Below are 19944 nucleotides of genomic sequence, written 5' to 3'. Positions count from 1 at the left end.
TCCACCAACGAACGCGGGCGGAGTCAGTTCAGGTCGCGGGCCACCCGCAGCCCGTCGGCGAAATAGCGCACGTCGGCGTCGTAGCCGATGCGGGCGGTGACGGCGATGGCGTCCTGCCCGTCCCGCCAGGAGCCGCCGCGCAGCACCCGCTTGCGGCAGTCGCCCTCCGTCCAGGCGCCGCCGTCCGCCGGGGCGCCCTTGTAGCCGGGGTTCCAGCAGTCGGCGACCCACTCCGCCACCCCGCCGCTGGTGTCGTAGAGGCCGAAGGCGTTGGGCTGGAAACTGCCGACCGGCGCCGGCAGAGAGCGGTCGGTAGCCCCGCCGCAGTCGCGGCAGTTGGCCAGCCGCGCCCCTGGCGTCAGGCTGTCCCCCCAGGCGAAGCGCGCCGCGCTGCCGCCGCGCGCCGCGTATTCCCATTCGGCCTCGCTGGGCAGGCGGTAGCGCTGGCCGGTCTTGCGGCTGAGCCACTCGGTGTAGGCCAGCGCGTCCTCCACATGGATGTTGTGGACCGGCATGTCGTCGGAGGGGTTGCGCATCCGCGGCATGGCGGCGCAGCCGCCGCCCTCCACGCAGGCCCGCCAGTTGGCGACCGTCACCTCGTAGACCCCGATGGCGAAGGGCTTGGCGAAGGTGACGCGGTGGGGCGGGCGCTGGCTGACGTCGCCGCGCTCGCTGCCCATGACGAAGGTGCCGGCGGGGATGCGCATCATCGGCGGACAGGCCGGGCAATCCTGGAAGCTGCTGCCGTTGCCCTGCGCCCGCCCCTGCGAGCCCCCCGGCTGGACCGGTGCGGCGAGCGCCAGCCGCTGGCGGTCCTCCGGCCCGGCGGGGCGCAGCGCGGGGCCGCGGACGAAGCCCTGCACGCCGCCCTGGGTGCCGTCATCCATGGCCACCCGGTACCAGTCGGCGTCGGCCACCCGGCCCAGCACCCGCACCGCGCCGTCCTTGGCAAGGGCGCCGACCCGTTCCGACCGCGCGTCCGGTCCGGCGCGCAGCTCGGCGTCGGCGACGGCCACGTACATCCCCTCCCCGGCGGTGTCGAGCTGGAGTTCGGGGGGCGGCGACGCCTTGCCGCCGGGCGCCCCGTTGCCCGCGCCATTGCCGGCACCATTGCCGGAGGGCCCGCTGCTCCCCGCCCCGCCCGCCGAGGAGAGCGCCGCGACCTTGGCCGATTCGGCGCGCAGCCGGTTCAGCCGGTCGCGCGCCGGGGCGGCGAAGGGGCCGGTGCCGAACAACCGCAGGAAGGCGTCCAGCGCGTCGGCGTCGCGGCTGTCGCGCACGCGGCGCCACAGCGACTCCTCCAGATCCGCCTGGGGCGGGGCGGCGCCGGCCTCCTCGACCTCCAGGAGCGCGCTCATCGTCGTGCGCCCGCCGCGCCCGTCCTCGACCAGCACGCTGAACACCCCGGCGCGTCCCGCGGGGGCGCGTTCCGGGTCGAAGGTCAGCGCGGTCAGCCGCTCCGGCGCCAGCTTGTCGCCGGGCTTCAGCGACGTGGTGCCGTCGCGCACCTTGCCGCGTTCCGGCACGGCGCTGACGGTGAAGGTCAGCGGATCGCCGTCCGGATCGGTCGGCACCTCCAGCCGCAGGTTGTTGACGACGGCGCGCACGCTGCGCTCGGCGACGGCGACCGGCGGGCGGTTGCTCGGCTTGATGAGGATCGGCACGGCGCCCCGCGCCACCCCGCCGCGCCCGTCCATCACCGCGAACTCGAAGCTGCCGGCGTCGCCGAGGTGGGTGGCGTCGGCGCGGAAGGTCGCCGCGGTGAGCTGGTCGAGCGTCAGATAGTCGCCGATCAGCACCACCCGGTCGCCGATGCGCACCCCGCCGCCGCGCGGCAGACCGGTCACCTGGGCGAAGAGCTGGTCGTTGTCGGGATCGCTGGGCCGCGCGATGCCCAACCCCTCCGTCCCGCCGCGGTCGAACACCTCCAGCGTCTTGACGGCGGCGAGCTGCGGCGGCCGGTTCTCGGGCAGCGGGTTGAAGTAGAAGGGGGCGGCCCCCAGCGATCCGTAGAGGAACGGCTCCTGCCGGCCCTGGGTGACCTGCATGACGTCGTCGCGCACGCGGCGGAAGAACAGGCTCAGCTCCAGCCCCGGCACGTCGAAGTTCTTCAGCAGCGAGGCGGTGTAGGGGCTGTGGTCGCCCTGCCCGTCCTCGGCCACCGCGTCGGCGCGGGTGGCCATGGCGACCAGCGTGTCGGTCGGCGTGTCGTCGACGCGGGCGAAGCCGGAATGGACCTCCGTCTTCTTGGTGCCGGACCGCACCAGACGGTCGGCGAAGGGGTTGTTGCGGCAGGCGTCCAGGATCAGGATGCCCAACTTGCGCGCCTGGGCCAGTTCGCCCATCGGCAGGTTCAGCGGCAGCGCCTCGTAGACCAGATCGCGCTCGCGCTCCAGCCGGGCGTCCGCGGGGATCAGGAAGTTGGTGCCGCCGACCTGCATGCCGTGGCCGGCGAAATAGAGCAGCGCCACGTCGGCCTGCGCCGCCTGGATGCCGAAGCCGCGCAACGCCTCGGCCATGCCGCGGTTGTCGAGGTCGTAGCGCTCGTCGACCGTAAAGCCCAGCTTGCGCAGGGCCGCCGACATGGCGTGGGCGTCGTTGCGCGGGTTGGGCAGCTCGGTGGCGTGGCGGTAGGCGCCGACTCCGATGACCAGCGCGATCCGCTGCTCCGGCGCGGTGGCCGCCGGAGCGGGCGACACCCACGCCGCCACGGCCAGCAGAAGGCCGGCGGTCAGCGCCAGAAGGATGCGGCACGAGACGAAACGGTGAAGGCGCGCAGCCATGGTCACCCCATGCCATGGTCACCGGACGGGAGGGCGAGGCTGTCCCCACAGTCCAACCCGTCCAGTATTTGGCCGCACCCCTCGGAACAAGAGGACAAAACCGGCTAAGCGCTTTCCACAGGCGGGGGCATGGCTCCCCGCAAGAAAGACGGAACGTGCGGCGGGCGCGACCGGCGAATGCGCGATCCGGGGCGATGTTGTGCTTTCCCTTTGCCCGAAAGGTTTCTATATGACCCCTTCGACAACACAGGGATCATGCCATGCCGCCCGCCAAGCCGACGGTCGCCAAGATGACCGAAACCGAAATCGCCCGTGTGCAGAGCTATCTGCGCAAGACTCTCGGCAACGACAAGATCATCATCCAGCCGCCCGAGAAGGCCGGCCAGTCCGCGGAGGTCATGCTGGGCGACGAGTTCGTCGGCACCCTGCACCGCGACGTGGACGAGGGTGAGGTCTCCTACGCCCTGCACGTCGTCATCCTGGAAGAAGACCTGCCGGCCGCCCCGACGACCCGTCGCTGAGCCTGCCTTTTCCAGCGCGGTCCTCTCCCGCCCCCTGGCGGGAGGGGCGCTTGCGCATCGGCGATTTTGACCTCGACGACGATCAGCCCGGCCGGCTGTGGCGGCGCAGTTCGGCGGCCAGCCCGGCCATCAGCGTTTCGCCGCCCGACAGGGTAAGGCCACGCACCAGCACCAGCGCCGGCAGATGGTTCCGGCGCAGCAGAAGCAGCCGGTAACCGGCGCGTCGGCGACGCCCTTTCCCCGCTTTTCCATCCTCCTCCGCGTCCACCTCCCCGCCGGCCAGCGCCAGTTCGCGCTCGTGCTGCTGCGGGGTCATCGTCTGGATGCGCGCCACGAACAGCGGCCGCTTGCCTTGCGGCGGGTAGAGCGCCACGCCGCGGATGGTGTTGTGCGGGATCAGTTGCCCGTGGACGGTCAACCCGTCCGGCGCCACGACCAGCCGCACGGCGCTGCGCCTCGCGGCCCGCAGCAGGGTGATCACCCACATAAGGAGAAGCGGGATCGCGCACAGCATGCCCAACCAGCGCAGCATGGAGGCCGCCGGCTCCAGCGTCAGTTCGGCGACCACGACGAAGCCGGCCAGCAGAATTGCCGCGTAGAGCAGATGGGCGAAGCGCTGCGGCGGCACGCTGGAGGGCGACGCCTCGAACACCGCCGCCTGCCCCGTGTCCTCGCGGGAAATCTCGACCTCGGGCATCCCGTCCGCATCCTCGTCGCTGCGCCACCGCACACCGCCCTAATACCCTCGACGGGCCCAACTTGCCAGCGGGGCGGCGTCCGGCATTCCAGGCACCTGTCCGGACATCCGGACAGCCGCGGCTCGGGGAGGCTCCGCAAAACCACGGAAATCGCCTCTTCGCCTCCGGCCAAGCTCTGGCACGGGCATTGCTTTCCTTTGCAACGAAGCGTCCCGTGGCCGCGTCGTTCCCTGTGGTCATGGTGGCGATTCCTCCAAAGCATCTGGCCGGCCGCACCGTCGTTTCCGCGACGGGTGCGACCGGCACTTTTTGGAAGGAACTCAGGTCCCGGCGGGCGGCTCGGCCCCTTCGGTCGGGAAGTCGGCGGGAAGCGTGATCTCCAGCATCTCCAGATCGTCGGAATGCGCGATCTCGACATGCCGGATGCCCGGCGGCTGGTGCACGCAGGAGCCGGCCTGCAGCAGCACCTCCCCCACGCCCTCATACGCGAACTTCACCCAGCCCTTCAGCACATAGACCATCTGGAAATCCAGCGCGTGCCGGTGCCAGCCGCCGTGCGACGGCTCGCCGGGGCGGGCGCGGATGACGTGGGCGTTCGCCTTGCCCGCCGTGGCGGCGCGGATGCCGAGGTCGCGGTATTCGAAGAAGGGTCGCAGCCCGTCGCGCTTGAAGTCCGCCGGATCGGCGTGGCTGACCACGAAGGTCACCGAATCGTTCGCCGGCGCATCGTCTTTGGACATGCCGTTTCCTCCCGTCGCTATTGATTGCACCGAGTATGACCGAAAGCCGCGTATACGGCATACCCCCGCCGCGCACAGCGCCATTGCGGCCCATGCAGGGCGCCGCGCTATAGTGATGCCCGCCGCGCGCAAGACGTGGCCGCCAAGGAAGAAATGCCCGATCGGGAGGAAAGCATGGATCACGCCGTCGCGGAGTCCGCCGGACAGCCGCCGCTGCCGCAGGACGTCGCCGTCAACCCCATCCGCTCCGCCGCGGACTGGCAGAGCCAGCGTGACGCCTGCGCGGCCGATCCGGGCGCCTTCCACGGCACCATCGCGGCGGAGACGATCCACTGGTTCGACGGCGATAACTGGCTGATGCGCGATGCCGACGGCGTCTGGCGCGGCTGGAACGCCGCGACGGGCGAGGCGGCGGAGCGGGCGGACTGGACGCCTTGGACCCAGGCCTTCGACGGGTCGGAGGCGCCCTTTTACCGCTGGTTCGCGGGCGGGCTGACCAACGCCGCCTTCAACGAGGTGGACCGCCACGTCCTGTCCGGCCATGGGGCGGAGACCGCCTACTGGTACGAGGGCGACCGCTGGGACGCCGCCGCCAACGGCGGGCGCGGCGGCCCGGTCCATCACGTCACGCTGACCCGGCGCGAGTTGCTGGTCCGCTCCGCGCTCGCCGCCCTGGCGCTGCGCGGTCTGGGGTTGAGGCAAGGCGACCGCATCGCGCTGAACATGCCCAACATCCTCGACCAGATCGTCTGGACGGAGGGGGCGAAGCGCATCGGCGTCATCTACACCGCCGTCTTCGGCGGCTTCTCCGACAAGACGCTGTCCGACCGCATCGAGAACGCCGGCGCCCGCGTCGTCATCACCGCCGACGGCGCCAGCCGCAACGCCGAGATGGCCCCGTTCAAGGAAGCCTACAGCGATCCGGCGCTCGACCGCTTCGTCGCCCTGCCCACGGCGCTGCGCATCACCGAGGAGGTTTTGCGCGCCAAGCTGGGCGACGCAAACCTAGAGGACATGGCCCTGATGGAGCCGGTGCGCCACGGGCTGGCGGGCGAGATCACCGTCGCCCCCGCCGACGTGATGCGGGAACTGGGCCGGGCGCTGGACCGTGCCGGGACGCTCGACGCCGCCACCGTGGCCGACCTGCGCGCCAGCGTCGCCGAGGCTCTGACCGCCGCCCCGCCGCGGGTCGAGGCGGTGATCGTCGTCCGCCACGCCGGGCTTCCCGACATTCCCTGGACCGAGGGCCGCGACGTCTGGGCGCACGAGCTGCTGGCGAAGGCCGAGGCGGAGCTGTGCACCGCCGCCGGCGTGGCCGGCATGGAGGCGCTGCGCGCGCTGGACGACCGGGCGCTCTACGCCGCCGTGGCGAAGGCGGTGCCCTGCGTGCCGGTGGACGCCGACTATCCGCTGTTCATCATCTACACCTCCGGCTCCACCGGGAAGCCGAAGGGCGTGGTGCATGTCCATGGCGGCTACGTCGCCGGCCTCGCCCACACCATGAAGGTCAGCTTCGACGCCCTGCCGGGCCGCGACGCGATCTACGTTGTCGCCGATCCGGGCTGGATCACCGGCCAGAGCTACCTCATCACCGCCAGCCTTGCCGCCCGCATCCCCGGCGTCGTGACGGAGGGGGCGCCGGTCTTCCCCAACGCCGGGCGCTTCGCCTCGATCATCGAGCGGCACAAGGTGACCATCTTCAAGGCGGGCGTGACCTTCCTGAAGACGGTCATGACCCACCCGGAGAACCGCGCCGACGTCGAGCGCTACGACCGCTCGTCCCTGCGGGTCGCCACCTTCTGCGCGGAGCCGACCAGCCCCGTCGTCCAGGCCTTCGGCATGGCGGTGATGACGCCGCAATACATCAACAGCTATTGGGCGACGGAGCATGGCGGCATCGTCTGGACCCACCCCTACGGCAACCCCGACCAGCCGCTGCGCGCCGACGCCCACACCTACCCGCTGCCCTGGGTTCTCGGCGACGTCTGGGTTCCCGAGAGCGAGCCGGACGCCACGGGCCGCGTCGCCTTCCGCCCCACCGAGCCGGAGGAAAAGGGCGAGATCGTCGTCACCGCCCCCTACCCCTACCTGACCCGCACCATCTGGGGGGACGCGGAGAATGTCGGCAAGCCGGGCTGGAAGGGTGACTTCGACCGCTTCGTGACGACCTATTTCGGGCGCTTCCGCGACGCCGAGGGCCGCCCGGTCTGGGCCTATCTGCAGGGCGACTTCGCGCGGCGCTACGAGGATGGCAGCTTCAGCCTGCACGGACGCTCCGACGACGTCATCAACGTGTCCGGCCACCGCATGGGAACGGAGGAGATCGAGGGCGCGATCCTGCGCGACAAGCAGATCAACCCCGACAGCCCGGTCGGCAACGTCATCGTGGTCGGCGCCCCCCACCGCGAGAAGGGCCTGACCCCCGTCGCCTTCGTCCTGCCCGCCAAGGGCCGCGACCTGACGGCGGACGACGAGCGCCGGCTGAAGGATCTGGTGCGGCAGGAGAAGGGCGCCGTCGCCGTCCCCTCCGACATTTTGTCTGTTCCGGCCTTTCCCGAGACGCGCTCCGGCAAATACATGCGCCGCTTCCTGACGGCGATGATGAACGGGGAGCCGCTGGGCGACACCTCCACCCTGCGCAACCCGGAGTGCCTGACCGACCTGGAGGCGCGCATCGCCGCCTGGACGCGCGGCCAGCAGCGGGCGGAGGAACAGACACTCATCGAGCGGCAGCGCTTCCTGTCCGTTCAGTACGACCGTTTGGCCGACGGGGTGCGGATGGCGACCGTCACCATCGACAACCCGCCGGTCAATGCCCTGTCCGACCGTCTGCTCGACGAGCTGGACACGCTGGTCGCCCATCTCGCCCGGCGGGCGGACGTGCGCGCCGTGGTGATCACCGGCACGGGCCGCAACTTCGTGGCCGGCGCCGACATCCGCCAGCTTCTCGACGAGGTGCGGGACGAGAGCGAGGCCCGCGCCCTGCCCGCCAAGGCCCACGCCGTCTTCCGCGCCCTCGCCGCGCTGGACAAGCCGGTGTTCGCCGCGATCCGCGGCGTGGCGCTCGGCGGTGGCTGCGAACTGGCCATGGCCTGCCACGTCCGGGTGGCCGATCCCCGCGCCCGGCTGGGCCAGCCGGAGATCAACCTGTTCCTGCCGCCCGGCTATGGCGGCACGCAGCGCCTGCCACGCCTGCTGCTGCGCAAGGACCCGGAGCGGGGGTACGGGCGGGCGCTGGAGATCCTGCTGTCCGGGCGCCAGGTCGACGCCGGGACGGCGCTGGAGTATGGGCTGGTGGATGTGGTGGCGCGCGGGGCGGACGACGCGCTGACGCTGGCGAAGGCGATGGCAAGGGAAGCGGCGCTGGCCCCCTCCACTTCTCATGCCCCCTCCCCAGCCCTCCCCCGCTTCGCGGGAGAGGGGGCCTGTTCCCCTCCACCGCCAAAGGCGGGGGAGGGTGCCCGCGAAGCGGGCGGGAGGGGGCCGGAGGTGATGCGCCTCCTCCGCCAAGCCCACGGCGTCGGCCGCGGCCCGGTGGCCGACGCCATCGTCCAGCTCGTCGACATCGGCCTGCGCGATGGCTTCGACGCCGGCTCAGCCGCCGAGATCGCCGCCTTCGCCCGCTTCCTCCTCGACTCCGAGCGCGGCGCCAAGAAGGGCATCGCCCTGTTCCTGGAGAAGAAGTCCCCGCCCCTGCCCGCCCGCCCGCGGCGCGACAGCCGCGACGGCGTGCTGCCCATCGGCAGCCCCTTCGTCCCCGGCGCCACACCCCTGCCCCGCTGGCAGCTCGCCCAGGCCGTCGTCCGCGATCTGGAGACGGGAGCCGCCGCCCACGGCGACCCGGCGCAGGCCGAAGCCGAGGTCGTCATCCCCGTCCCCGAGCCCGGCCCCAACCAGGCGCTCGTCTACGTCCTCGCCTCCGAGGTCAACTACAACGACGTCTGGGCGCTGACCGGCATCCCCATCTCCCTGTTCGACGAGCATGATGAGGACGTGCACGTCACCGGCTCCGGCGGCGTCGGCATGGTCGTGCGGATGGGCGAGGCGTTGCAGGCGCAGGGCCGGCTGGCGGTCGGCGATCTGGTCGCCGTCTATTCCGGCGTCTCCGACCTGCTGGACCCGGAGGCCGGGGCCGACCCGATGTTCACCGACTTCCACATCCAGGGCTACCAGTCGCCGGACGGCAGCCACCAGCAATTCATGCTGGCCGACGGGCCGCAGCTCTTCCCCCTGCCGCCCGGCCTCGCGCTGGAGGAGGCGGGCAGCTACATGCTCGCCGCCGGAACCGGCTACCGTGCGCTGTTCACGGCGCTCGACGTGCAGCCCGGCAAGAGCCTGCTGGTCGAGGGCGCGGCGGGCGGCACCGGCGCCTGGACGGTGGAGCTGGCGCTGGCCCGGCGCATGAAGGTGACCGGCATGGTGTCGTCGGACCGCCGCGCCGCCGCCATCCGCGCCCGTGGAGCGGAGGCGGTGGACCGCTCCGTCGCCGAGGCCGCCTTCACCCGCATTCCCGCGTCCCCCGACCAGTGGGCGGCGTGGGAAGAGGCCGGGCGCCCTTACCTCGACGCGCTGCGCGCCGCCAATGACGGCAACCTCGTCGACTACGCGGTCAGCCACGCCGGCGAGACGACCTTCCCCCGCACCTTCCAGTCGCTGGCGGACGGCGGCGCGCTGACCTTCTTCGGCGCCTCCAGCGGCTACCACATGACCTTCCTCGGCAAGCCCGGCGTCGCCGAACCCGCCGAGATGCTGCGCCGCGCCCGCCTGCGCCCCGGCGAGGCCGTGCTGGTCTTCTACGGCGCCGGGGCGGTGGGGCTGCGCGACGACATGGCGCTGTCGGCCATCGAGGCGGCGCGCGAGAGCGGCGCCCGCGTCTGCGTCGTCACCGATCGGGATTCCGAACGCGACTTCGTGCTGTCGCTCGGCTATGGGGAGGCGCTGGCCGGCGCCGTGTCGCTGGCCGAGATCGCGCGCCGCGTCCCGCATTTCGACTGGCCCGACACCATGCCGGACCTGCCCGACCCGCAGCGCGAGACCGCCGCCTTCAAGGAGGCTGTGCGCCTGTTCACCGAAGACACCTTCAAACCGCTGGGCCAGGCGGTGGGCCGCATCCTGCGCGCCGCCGACAACCCGCGCGGCATGCCCGACGTGGTGGTGGAGCGGGCGCGGCGCGACACGCTGGCCGTCTCGACCATGCTCGTGAAGCCGCACACGGGCCGCGTCGTCTATTGCGGCGATATGAGTGGTCGTCGCTACAGCTTCTACGCGCCGCAGGTGTGGATGCGCCAGCGCCGCATCCTGATGCCATCCGCGTCCATCGTCGGTACGCATCTTTCGAACGCTGCGGAAATCGCAGGGCTGAACCGCGTCATTGCGTCGGGGGCGGTCCGTGTGCCAACGACATACCTCGGGAACTGGGACGAACTGCCCACGCTCCATCAGGCCATGTGGGAGAACCGCCTGCCGGAAGCGACCGGCGGCGCCGCCAAGGCCGTCGTGAACCACGCGCTGCCGGAAGCGGGCCTGACCTCGCGCGATGAACTGCTGATCGCCTGGGCGGGGTCGGCAACAGGAAAGGGACAATGAGGCTTATCATCAAGGACCTGTGCCACCGCTACGACGACCTCGTCGTGCTGGACGGCATCGACCTGACGGTGCAGGAGGGAGAGGTTCTGGCCGTCATCGGCCCGTCGGGCTGCGGCAAGTCCACCCTGCTCGGCATCGCCGGCGGCATCGTGGCGCCCACCTCCGGCAGCATCGCGGTGGCCGGCGCGGTGCCGGACGGCTGCCTGAACCCGATCACCTTCATCTTCCAGGACTTCGCCCTGCTGCCCTGGCGCAGCGTCGAGGACAACCTGTCGCTCGTCCTCGAACACCACCCGCTGTCGGCGGCGGAACGGCGGGAGCGCATCGAGTCCGGCCTGCGCCGCATGGGGCTGTGGGACTTCCGCAAGGCGCTGCCCAAGCAGCTGTCGGGCGGCATGCGCCAGCGCGTCGGCATCGCCCGCGCACTGGCCGTGCGCCCGGCCATGCTGCTGCTGGACGAGCCGCTGTCGGCGCTCGACGCCCAGACGCGCGAGCTGCTGATGGAGGATTTCCTGTCGCTCTGGCAGCGCGAGCGGACGACCGCCCTCTACGTCACCCACAATCTGGACGAGGCGCTGCGGCTGGCCGACCGGGTCGTCGTGCTCAGCCGCCGCCCCGGCCGGCTGCGCGAGATCGTGACCATCGAGGAGCCGCGCGACCAGCGGCTGGAGCCCTCCGCCCAGGCCCATCTGGCGGAGGTGCGCGACCGGCTGTGGCACCTGATCCGGGCCGAGGCCCAACTGGCCGACCGGGAGATCGCCGATGCCTGATACCCCTTTGACCGGCACCAGCCTCCCGCTTCAGGACCGCTCTCCGTCGCAACCCGTCCGCTTCCGCGGCGGCGGCTTCACGGTCAAGGGGCACCGCTGGGCGGCGCTGCTCGCCTTCGTGGTCCTGATCGCGGTGTGGGAGTCCACCAACCGCTTCGGCCTCGTCAGCGAGCTGTTCCTGCCGCCGCCGAGCGCGGTTGCCTCGGCGCTCGCCGCCATGGCGCAGGACGGGTCGCTGTGGCAGCACCTGAAGGCGTCGCTGATGCGAATCGGCGTCGGCTGGGTCATGGGCACGGTGGCCGGCATGGCCGTGGGCTTCGCCATGGGCATCGGGTCGGTGGCGCGGGCGGTCGGTGTGCCGCTGGTCTCGGCCTTCTTCCCGATCCCAAAGATCGCGCTGCTGCCGCTGTTCATCCTGTGGTTCGGCATCGGCGAGCCGTCGAAGTTCGCCACCATCGGCTTCGGCGTCTTCTTCCCCACCGTGATCGCCACCTATAGCGCCATCGATTCGGTGCCGCGCAACCTGATCCGCATGGCGCAGAGCTTCGGCCTGCCCTGGGCGTCGATCCTGCGCAAGATCGTGCTTCCCGGCGCCCTGCCCGGCATCCTCGCCGGCTTCCGCATCACCGCCTCCATCGCGCTGATCCTGGTGGTCGCGGCGGAGATGATCGGGGCGGAATACGGCATCGGCGCTTTCGTCCTGACCGCCGGCAACCTGATGCTGACCGACCAGCTCCTGGCCGGCGTGCTGGTTCTCTCGCTGCTCGGCCTGACCATCGGGACCGTGCTGTCCATCCTGGAACGCCGCCTGCTGAAATGGCGGTGAGAAAAATGAACATCGAGAAAGGGAGACTGAGAATGACTGTCGTGCGTTGGGGCCGCCGGGCGGTTCTGGGTGTGATGGGCGCTGCGGCCCTGGCGCTGGCCGGGACGCCCGCCGCCGAGGCGCAGGGGCTGGAGAAAACCTCCATCGGCGTGCTGGCGCTGGCCTCCTCCGGCCCGATCTTCATCGCCAAGTCCAAGGGCTACTTCGAGAAGGAAGGGCTGGACGTCGATCTGAAGATGTTCACCTCGGCCCAGCAGGTGCCGGTCGCGGTGGCCTCGGGCGACGTCGATTTCGGCGTCACCGGCCTGACGGCGGGCTTCTACAACCTGGCATCCAAGGGTGCCGTCACGATGATCGCGGCGCAGAGCCGCGACGAGCCGGGCTTCCAGCTCAGCGCCTATGTGGCGACCAAGGCGGCGCACGACGCCGGGCTGACCAAGCCGGCCGACCTCAAGGGCAAGCGCATCGCCATCACCACGGTCGGCTCGACCTTCCACTACATGGTCGGCCTGCTCGGCCAGAAGCACGGCTTCACGGTCAAGGACGTGACCATGGTGGCGATGCAGGACGTGCCGAAGATGGTCGCCGCCTTCAAGGGCGGTCAGGTCGACGCGGTGATCGCCCCGGTGACGGTGGCCCGCCAGCTCGCCGCCGAAGGCTCCGGCACCATCCTCGGCTGGGTCGGCGACGAGACGCCGTGGCAGCTCGGCGCCCTCTTCACCAGCCCGAAGACCGTCGCCCAACGCCGCCCGCTGGCCGAGAAGTTCGTCAGCGCCTATCTGACCGGGCTGGCCGAGTACCACGCCGCCTTCAACGCCAAGGACGCGTCCGGCGCCGTGGTGAAGGGCCCCGGCTACGACGAGCTTCTGGCGATCATCGCCGAGGCAACGAAGCAGAAGCCCGAGGTCGTCGCCGCCGGCCTGCCCTATGTCGAGCCGAAGGGAAAGCTGCTGGTCGACGACATTGTCAACCAGGTGAAGTTCTGGCAGTCCGAGGGTCAGGTGGACAAGGCGCTGGACGCCAAGTCCGTCATGGACCTGACCTTCGTTAAGTGAGTTTGGCGTGAAGTAAGGACGGGTTTTTACCGCTTGCCCGGTCCGTAGACCTTCGGCTGGGAGAAGTTGATGTGGTCGAGAAGCTCCTGCGTCGGACAGCCGTCCACCGGGAGCTTCGCGGCCTTTTGGTAGGCGCGGATGGCGGAGCGGGTGTTGGGCCCGATCTTCCCGTCGATCACGCCGGGACGGAAGCCCTGCTCGGTCAGGGTCTTCTGGATGCCTTCGACATAGGCGAAGTACATGTCCGGCGTCATCGAGTCCGTCGGACAGGCGGCGTAGGCCGGCGCCGCGAAGGCCGTGGCGGCGAGGAAGGCGGCAAACAGGCTGCGGTTCATGGTCTCTCTCCGTTTCTTGTTGCGGAGATCAACAACGCAGAGGCCGCGTTTCTTCCCAAGGGATAAAAATAGGGGGAGGCGTTTGCCCCCTCCCCGGCCCTCCCCCGCTGGCGCGGGAGAGGGAGATTGATTCCCTCCCTCGCTGACGGCGGGGGAGGGTTAGGGAGGGGGCAAACGCAACCTCACGCAGCCGCGTCGTCGCTCTGCCCCTTGAGCCGCGCGGCCAGCGCCGCTTCCAGGAACATGTCCAGGTCGCCGTCCAGCACCGCCTGGCTCTGCGAGGTCTCCACCTCGGTCCGCAAGTCCTTCACCATCTGGTAGGGGTGCAGGACATAGGAGCGGATCTGGTGGCCCCAGCCGATGTCGCTCTTGGTCGCCTCCAGCGCGGCAGCGGCGTCCTCGCGGATCTTCAGCTCCCGCTCGTACAGGCGGGCGCGCAGCATGTCCCACGCCTTGGCGCGGTTCTTGTGCTGCGAGCGCTCCTGCTGGCAGGCCACCACGATGCCGGTGGGCAGGTGGGTGATGCGGATCGCCGAGTCCGTCTTGTTGACGTGCTGGCCACCGGCGCCCGACGCCCGGAAGGTGTCGATGCGGCAGTCCTTCTCGTTGATCTCGATGTTGATCTTGTCGTCGATCACCGGAGACACCGAGACGGCGGCGAAGCTGGTCTGGCGGCGCGCCTGACTGTCGAACGGGCTGATGCGCACCAGACGGTGCACGCCGGCCTCGGTCTTCAGCCAGCCATAGGCGTTGTGGCCGCTGATCTGCGCGGTGGCGGACTTGATGCCGGCCTCTTCGCCGGGGCTTTCCTCAAGCCACTGCGTCTTGTAGCCGTGCTGTTCCGCCCAGCGGAGGTACATGCGCATCAGCATCAGCGCCCAGTCCTGGGCCTCCGTGCCGCCGGCGCCGGCGTTCACCTCGATGAAGCAGTCGTTGGCGTCCGCCTCGCCCGAGAGCAGGCTCTCGATCTGCAGTTTGGCCGCGCGGTCGCGCAGCGCGTAGAGCTGGGCCTCGGCATCGGCGACCACGGTCGCGTCGCCCTCGGCCTCGCCCATCTCGATCAGTTCCAGGCTGTCGGACAGGTCGCGCTCAAGGGCGCGGTAGCCGTTCACCGAGGTTTCGAGCTGGGTGCGCTCGCGCATGATGGTCTGCGCGCGGGACGGGTCGTCCCACAGCTTGGGGTCTTCGGCGTGGGCGTTCAGTTCGTCGAGACGACGCAGCGCGTTATCCCAGTCAAAGATGCCTCCTCAGCAGCGCCAGCGATTCTCTAATCTCGCCGGCGGCCGCTTCGATCTCGGCCCGCATCGCAGTGCCTCCTCGTCAGCCAGAGTTGAACCAGTGTCTTGGCCCTTATGTAGCGGGTTGGCAGCGGCGTTGCACCCTCTTATTCCACAGGCGCTCCGGCTTCCGCGACGCTGGACCAGACCGGAACGGTAACCCGGCGGAGCACCACTCCGTCACCGGAGCGCCCGGCCAACCCACTCGGATGAAACCGTTTTCGCACCGCAAAACCACTTTCGCGGCGCGAATAAGTGGCAGCCCCCCGTGATAGCGTCACCGACGTTCGTGCCCGTCATTCGATGGGCGCGGGCTGTCGGCGCCCCCGTTTCCCCAACAACAAAAGCGTGGCCCCCCGATGAACTTCACCAGCCTGGGGTTCCTGCTGTTCATCACGGCCTTCACGGCGGGCTTCATGATGCTCGCCCGGACGCGGCTGTTCACGCCGCTGCTGCTGGTGTCCAGCTACATCTTCTACGGCTTCTGGGATTACCGCTTCTGCCTGCTGCTCGCCGGCACGACGCTGCTCGACTTCTATTGCGGCCTGCGCATCGCCGACGCGCCGAACCGGGCCACCGCCCGCATCTTCATGCAGATAAGTCTCGCCACCAATCTGGCGATCCTGTTCTTTTTCAAATACTTCAACTTCTTCATCGACAGCGCGCAGGTGGCGCTGGCCTCGCTCGGTCTCGACGTCGGGCACCGCACGCTGTCCATCATCCTGCCGGTCGGCATTTCCTTCTACACCTTCCAGAATCTCAGCTACACGCTGGACCTCTATCTCGGCCATCTGGAGAAGCCGGAGCGGTCGCTGCTGCGCTACGCGACCTTCGTCGCCTTCTTCCCGCAGCTCGTCGCCGGTCCGATCGTCCGGGCGCGCGACCTGCTGCCCCAGATCCAGAACGGCCCGCGCCACGATGTCAGCTTCGCCTTCCGCTTCGCCGGGCTGGAGAAGATCATCTGGGGCTATTTCCTCAAGCTCGGTCTGGCCGACAACGCCGCCGCCGTGGTCGACGCGCGCTTCGCCCAGCCGGAGTTCTTCAACGCGCTGAACCACGTCATCGGGCTGATCTGCTTCTCGTTGCAGATCTACGGCGACTTCGCCGGCTACTCGCTGATCGCGATCGGCTTGGCGCAGATCTTCGGCTATACGCTCTGCCAGAACTTCGCCCGCCCCTACTTCGCCATGGGCATGAAGGACTTCTGGCGGCGCTGGCACATCTCGCTGTCCACATGGTTCCGCGACTACGTTTACATCCCGATGGGTGGCGGGCGCACCCATTGGCTGCGCATCCGCAACCTGACCATTGTGATGCTGGTGTCCGGCCTGTGGCACGGCGCCGCCTGGACCTTCATCCTGTGGGGCGCCATGCACGCCACCCTGATGGCGGCGGAGGACGGCGTGCGCTGGCTGGCCAAGCGCAGCCCGCTGCGGCTGAGCGGCGCGCCGCTGATGGCCGGCAAGCTGCTGACGGTCGGGCTGGTCTTCCTCCTCATCACGCTGACCTGGCTGCCCTTCCGCGCCGACGACATGCACACGGTGCGGACCATCCTGGGCATCATCGCCGAGGGCGATTTCAGCCTGCCGCGCGGCATGCAGCAGATGAGCTATCTGGTCCGCGTCGCCCTGTTCGGCCTCGTCGTGCTGATGATCGACGCGATGATCGAGTTCGGCGCCGGACGCCGCTACGCCGGGGTCAACGTCGTGGTCCGCTCCGCCGGCTGCGCCACGCTGATCCTGATGCTCCTGCTCTTCGGCAATTTCGCCAACCGATCCTTCATCTATTTCCAGTTCTGAGGGAGCCCGAACCATGATCCGCCTTTTGGCCGCCGTCGGACTGATCCTGGGCATGGTGGTCGCCATGGACCGCGCGGTGGCGTCCTGGATGGGCGACACGCTCCTCCAGTCGTCGGACCGCTTCATGACCGTCTACCGCAACGGGCCGCCCGCCGACGTGGTGATCCTGGGCAATTCCCGCGCCGACAACCACTTCCCGGTGGAGGAGGTCCAGGCGCTGACCTGCGGCCGGGTGCTGAACCTGGGCATGGGCGGCGCCCCCACGACAGTCGGCGACCTGCTGTGGGAGGATTATCTGGACCGGCACGGCGCCCCCCGCCTGCTGCTGGTCGAGCCGACGAGCGTGGTCGACGACCCCAAGGCGCTCGCCGACCTGCCGCTGCTCGCCTACTACTCGGAGCGGGTGGACGGCTTCATCCGGCAGGTCGACGCCACCATGTGGGCCTCCAACAAGCTGTTCAACACGCTGATCTTCAACAACAACCAGACGATCCGGCTGGCCTTCGACGGGCTGCACCCGACCGGCGACCGGACGCTGAGCGGCACCATGTCGCCCTTCCTCAAGGCCCAGCTCGAAAAGGCGCCGACGGAGCGGATGGAGGGCTTCCAGCCGAACTGGGACGCGCTGGACCGCATCATCGGCACGGCGCGCGAGAAGGGCACGCGGGTCGCCGTGGTCATCACGCCCTTCTTCCCCGGCTATATCGAGAAGGTGACCAACTTCGACGCCTTCTTCGAGGACCTGAAGACCCGCCTGCCGCCCGACGTGCCGGTCATCGACACCCGCCGCGAGGTCGAGGACGAGGCCCATTTCGTGGACGCCCTGCACATCAACCAGGAGGGGGTCCGCGTGATGCTGGCGCGGATGGAGGACCGGCTGCGCCCGCTGGCCGACTGCCCCACCGACACGGCCCCCGCCGACGCCATCGCCCAGCTCCGCCCGGACACCCACACCGCCGCCCGGCCCTGAGGCTTCGCACAAAGGAAAAGCCCCGCCTCCCAAACCGGGAAGCGGGGCTTTTTTCTTGCCGGGGAAACGCGGTCAGTACAGGCCGCCGGTCCCCACCGTCGCCGCCGAGGGCGGGGCCGCCGGAGCGCCCCAACCGCCCGGCTGCTGTTGGGCCGCCGGGTCGCCGCCGGGCACCCCGCCGGTCCAGCCGCCGTCCGCGCCGTGGGCCGAACCGTCCAGCACCATCTGGGGCTGGTCGGGGTTCGGCTCGGTGCCGGGGATGAAGGCCTCCCAGATCGCCTTGCGCTCGCCCGGCTGGGCGAGGCGCCCGTTTTCCGGGTTGACGCGGACAAGGCGCAGGCCGCGCGGCACGCGGAACGGCGTCGCCGGCTGGTCCTTCAGCGCCACCTCCATCACGTCCTTGAACACCGGCACCGCCGCCGAGCCGCCGGTTTCGCGGGCGCCCAGCGAGCGCGGCTGGTCGAAGCCGATATAGGTGCCGACGACGAGGTCGGGCGAGAAGCCCATGAACCACGCGTCGTGGCTGTCGTTGGTCGTGCCGGTCTTGCCGGCCAGCGGCTTGCCCAGCGACAGCAGCTTCGTCGCCGTTCCGCGCTGCACCACGCCCTCCAGCATGGAGACCATCTGGTAGACGGTGCGCGGGTCGTTCACCTGCTCCCGCGTGTCGGCGACAGCGGGAACGGTCAGCCCGTCGCTCCAGGCCACCTGGTTGCAGGCGGCGCAGGGACGCGTGTCGTGGCGGAAGATGGTCTTGCCGTTGCGGTCCTGCACCCGGTCGATGAAGGTCGGGCCGACCCGCTTGCCGCCGTTGGCCAGCATGGCGTAGGCGGTGGCGAGGCGCAACACCGTCGTCTCACCCGCGCCGAGCGACATCGGCAGGTAGGGCTGGAGGTTGTCGGTGATGCCGAAATTCTCGGCCACCGCCTTCACCTTGTCCATGCCGACGGCCTGAGCCAGACGGACGGTCATGACGTTCCGCGACTTCTCGATGCCGGCGCGCAGCGGCGTCGGGCCGTAGAACTCGTGGCTGAAGTTCTCCGGCCGCCAGATCGGCTGGCCGTGGCCGGGGTCGTACTCGAACGGCGCGTCCATCACCAGCGAGGACGGGGTGAAGCCCTGGTTCAGCGCCGTCAGATAGACGAAGGGCTTGAAGGAGGAGCCCGGCTGCCGCATCGCCTGGGTGGCGCGGTTGAAGGAACTCATGTGCGGCGAGAAGCCGCCGACCATGGCAAGCACGCGGCCGGTGTGCGGGTCGAGCGCCACCAGACCGCCCTGCACCGCCGGGACCTGCCGCAGCGCGTAGGTGCCGGCGGGCGGCTCCTTGCCCTTCTCGTCCTTGCCGGCGGCCTCGACCAGGATCAGATCGCCCAGCTTGGCGACGTCGGAGGGGCGGCGGATCTCCGGGCCGAGCCGGTTGTCGTCGCGCTGCGCCCGCGCCCAGCGCAGCTCGGCCAGCGGCACGCGGCCGCGCGAGCCGTCCGGCAGGCCGATGTCGAGCGCCGCCGCCTCGTCGTCCTTCAGCACCACCGCCAGATGCCAGCCCTCGGAGCCGGGAGGCGGCGCCATGGAGGCGAGCTTCTTCGCCCAGTTGTCGAAATTCTCCATCTTGCCGACCGGCCCGCGGTAGCCGTGGCGGCGGTCATACTGCACCAGCCCGGTGCGCAGCGCCTTGGTCGCCGCCTGCTGGAGCACCGGGTCCATCGAGGCGCGGACCGACAGGCCGCCCTCGTAGAGCGCCTGCTCGCCGTAGAGCTTGACCAGCTCGCGCCGGACCTCCTCGGCGAAATACTCCGACGTCACATACTCCTGCTCGTCGCGCTTGCGCACGACCAGGGGCTTGGACTGGGCGATCTTGGCTTCCTCGGGGGTGATGTGCCCGTCCTCGGCCATGCGCCCGATCACCCAGTTGCGCCGCGCGATGGCGGCATCGCGCTGGCGCTCCGGATGGTAGTTGCTGGGCGCCTTGGGCAGGGCCGCCAGATAGGCCGCCTCCTCGATGTCCAGCTCGTCCAGCGCCTTGTTGAAGTAGTTCAGCGCCGCCGCCGCCACGCCGTAGGAGCGGTATCCCAGGAAGATCTCGTTCAGGTACAGCTCGAGGATGCGGTCCTTGCTGAAGGCCCGCTCGATGCGGACCGCCAGGATCGCCTCCTTGATCTTGCGCGAGAAGGACACCTCGTTGGTCAGCAGCATGTTCTTGGCGACCTGCTGCGTGATCGTCGAGGCGCCCATCGGCCGGCGGTCGCGGCCGAGATTCTCCACGTTGGTCAGGATGGCGCGGGCGATACCGACCGGGTCGATGCCCTTGTGGTCGTAGAAGTTCTTGTCCTCGGCGGACAGGAAGGCGTTGGTCACGCGCTTCGGCATGGCGTCGATGGGGACGAACACGCGCTTTTCCGACGCGAACTCCGCCAGCAGGCGTCCGTCGCCCGCATGGACGCGGGTGGTCACCGGCGGTTCGTAGTTGGCGAGCTTGGTGTAGTCCGGCAGTTCGTGATCGTAATGGTCCAGCATGTAGACCAGCCCCCCCACCCCGGCCAGGGCGAGGATCACGACGGCCATCAGGGCGGACAGAATAAAGCGCATG

General features: G+C 70.0%; 13 protein-coding genes. 7 read left to right on the top strand and 6 right to left on the bottom strand.

Features of this window, described 5'->3' with window-relative positions; genetic code table 11:
• Window positions 1-23: 23 nt before the first annotated feature.
• The gene (locus FBZ83_RS06630) at window positions 24-2783 is read right to left on the bottom strand and encodes an SUMF1/EgtB/PvdO family nonheme iron enzyme (protein WP_145681590.1); all 2760 of its coding nucleotides are present in this window, start codon (window positions 2781-2783) and stop codon (window positions 24-26) included.
• Between the two features lie 260 nt (window positions 2784-3043).
• On the opposite strand from FBZ83_RS06630, the gene FBZ83_RS06625 reads away from it, so the two are divergent.
• The gene (locus FBZ83_RS06625) at window positions 3044-3304 is read left to right on the top strand and encodes a DUF3126 family protein (RefSeq protein ID WP_145674365.1); all 261 of its coding nucleotides are present in this window, start codon (window positions 3044-3046) and stop codon (window positions 3302-3304) included.
• Between the two features lie 82 nt (window positions 3305-3386).
• On the opposite strand, the gene FBZ83_RS06620 is transcribed toward FBZ83_RS06625, so the two are convergent.
• Window positions 3387-4001, bottom strand: coding sequence for a hypothetical protein (locus tag FBZ83_RS06620; RefSeq protein WP_145681589.1), 615 nt, complete (start codon window positions 3999-4001; stop codon window positions 3387-3389).
• 321 nt (window positions 4002-4322) lie between these two features.
• A complete protein-coding gene (locus FBZ83_RS06615) occupies window positions 4323-4742 on the bottom strand; it encodes a cupin domain-containing protein (RefSeq protein WP_145681588.1) in 420 nt (139 codons plus the stop codon).
• Between the two features lie 174 nt (window positions 4743-4916).
• Between FBZ83_RS06615 and FBZ83_RS06610 the strand changes: the two genes are divergently transcribed.
• From FBZ83_RS06610 to FBZ83_RS06595, 4 genes are read left to right on the top strand one after another with little or no spacing between them, the layout of a single operon-like run.
• Entirely contained in the window at window positions 4917-10328 is a 5412-nt protein-coding gene (locus tag FBZ83_RS06610) for an AMP-binding protein (RefSeq protein WP_145681587.1), read from the top strand.
• Entirely contained in the window at window positions 10325-11098 is a 774-nt protein-coding gene (locus tag FBZ83_RS06605) for an ABC transporter ATP-binding protein (RefSeq protein WP_145681586.1), read from the top strand. Before FBZ83_RS06610 ends, FBZ83_RS06605 begins: the two co-directional genes overlap by 4 nt.
• Window positions 11091-11924, top strand: a complete 834-nt coding sequence (locus tag FBZ83_RS06600) for an ABC transporter permease (protein ID WP_145681585.1) — start codon at window positions 11091-11093, stop codon at window positions 11922-11924. Before FBZ83_RS06605 ends, FBZ83_RS06600 begins: the two co-directional genes overlap by 8 nt.
• 32 nt (window positions 11925-11956) lie before the next feature.
• Window positions 11957-12979, top strand: a complete 1023-nt coding sequence (locus FBZ83_RS06595; RefSeq protein WP_114861540.1) for an ABC transporter substrate-binding protein — start codon at window positions 11957-11959, stop codon at window positions 12977-12979.
• Window positions 12980-13005: 26 nt separating this feature from the next.
• Here the strand turns inward: FBZ83_RS06595 and FBZ83_RS06590 are convergent, their stop codons facing one another.
• Window positions 13006-13314 (bottom strand): peptidoglycan-binding domain-containing protein, encoded by a 309-nt coding sequence (locus tag FBZ83_RS06590; RefSeq protein ID WP_038526709.1) that lies wholly within the window; start codon window positions 13312-13314, stop codon window positions 13006-13008.
• Window positions 13315-13496: 182 nt separating this feature from the next.
• Window positions 13497-14619 (bottom strand): peptide chain release factor 2 gene (gene prfB / locus FBZ83_RS06585; RefSeq protein WP_104675338.1). Its coding sequence is split into 2 segments (ribosomal slippage): window positions 13497-14549 and window positions 14551-14619, totalling 1122 coding nucleotides; the frame shifts between segments, so codons are not numbered across the junction.
• Window positions 14620-14950: 331 nt separating this feature from the next.
• Here prfB and FBZ83_RS06580 point away from each other — a divergent pair.
• On the top strand, window positions 14951-16390 hold the full coding sequence (locus FBZ83_RS06580; RefSeq protein ID WP_145681584.1) for an MBOAT family O-acyltransferase: 1440 nt from the start codon (window positions 14951-14953) through the stop codon (window positions 16388-16390).
• Window positions 16391-16403: 13 nt separating this feature from the next.
• Entirely contained in the window at window positions 16404-17360 is a 957-nt protein-coding gene (locus tag FBZ83_RS06575) for a hypothetical protein (RefSeq protein WP_145681583.1), read from the top strand.
• A gap of 72 nt (window positions 17361-17432) precedes the next feature.
• On the opposite strand, the gene FBZ83_RS06570 is transcribed toward FBZ83_RS06575, so the two are convergent.
• Window positions 17433-19943 carry a penicillin-binding protein 1A gene (locus FBZ83_RS06570; protein WP_145681582.1) on the bottom strand — a complete coding sequence of 837 codons (2511 nt, stop codon included), beginning with the start codon at window positions 19941-19943 and terminating at the stop codon, window positions 17433-17435.
• Between the last annotated feature and the right edge of the window lies 1 nt (window position 19944).

The sequence above is a fragment of the Azospirillum brasilense genome, from assembly GCF_007827815.1.
Lineage (GTDB): Bacteria > Pseudomonadota > Alphaproteobacteria > Azospirillales > Azospirillaceae > Azospirillum > Azospirillum brasilense_C.
Note: the sequence above shows the minus strand (reverse complement) of the source record. Positions and strands in the feature narration are given on the sequence as shown.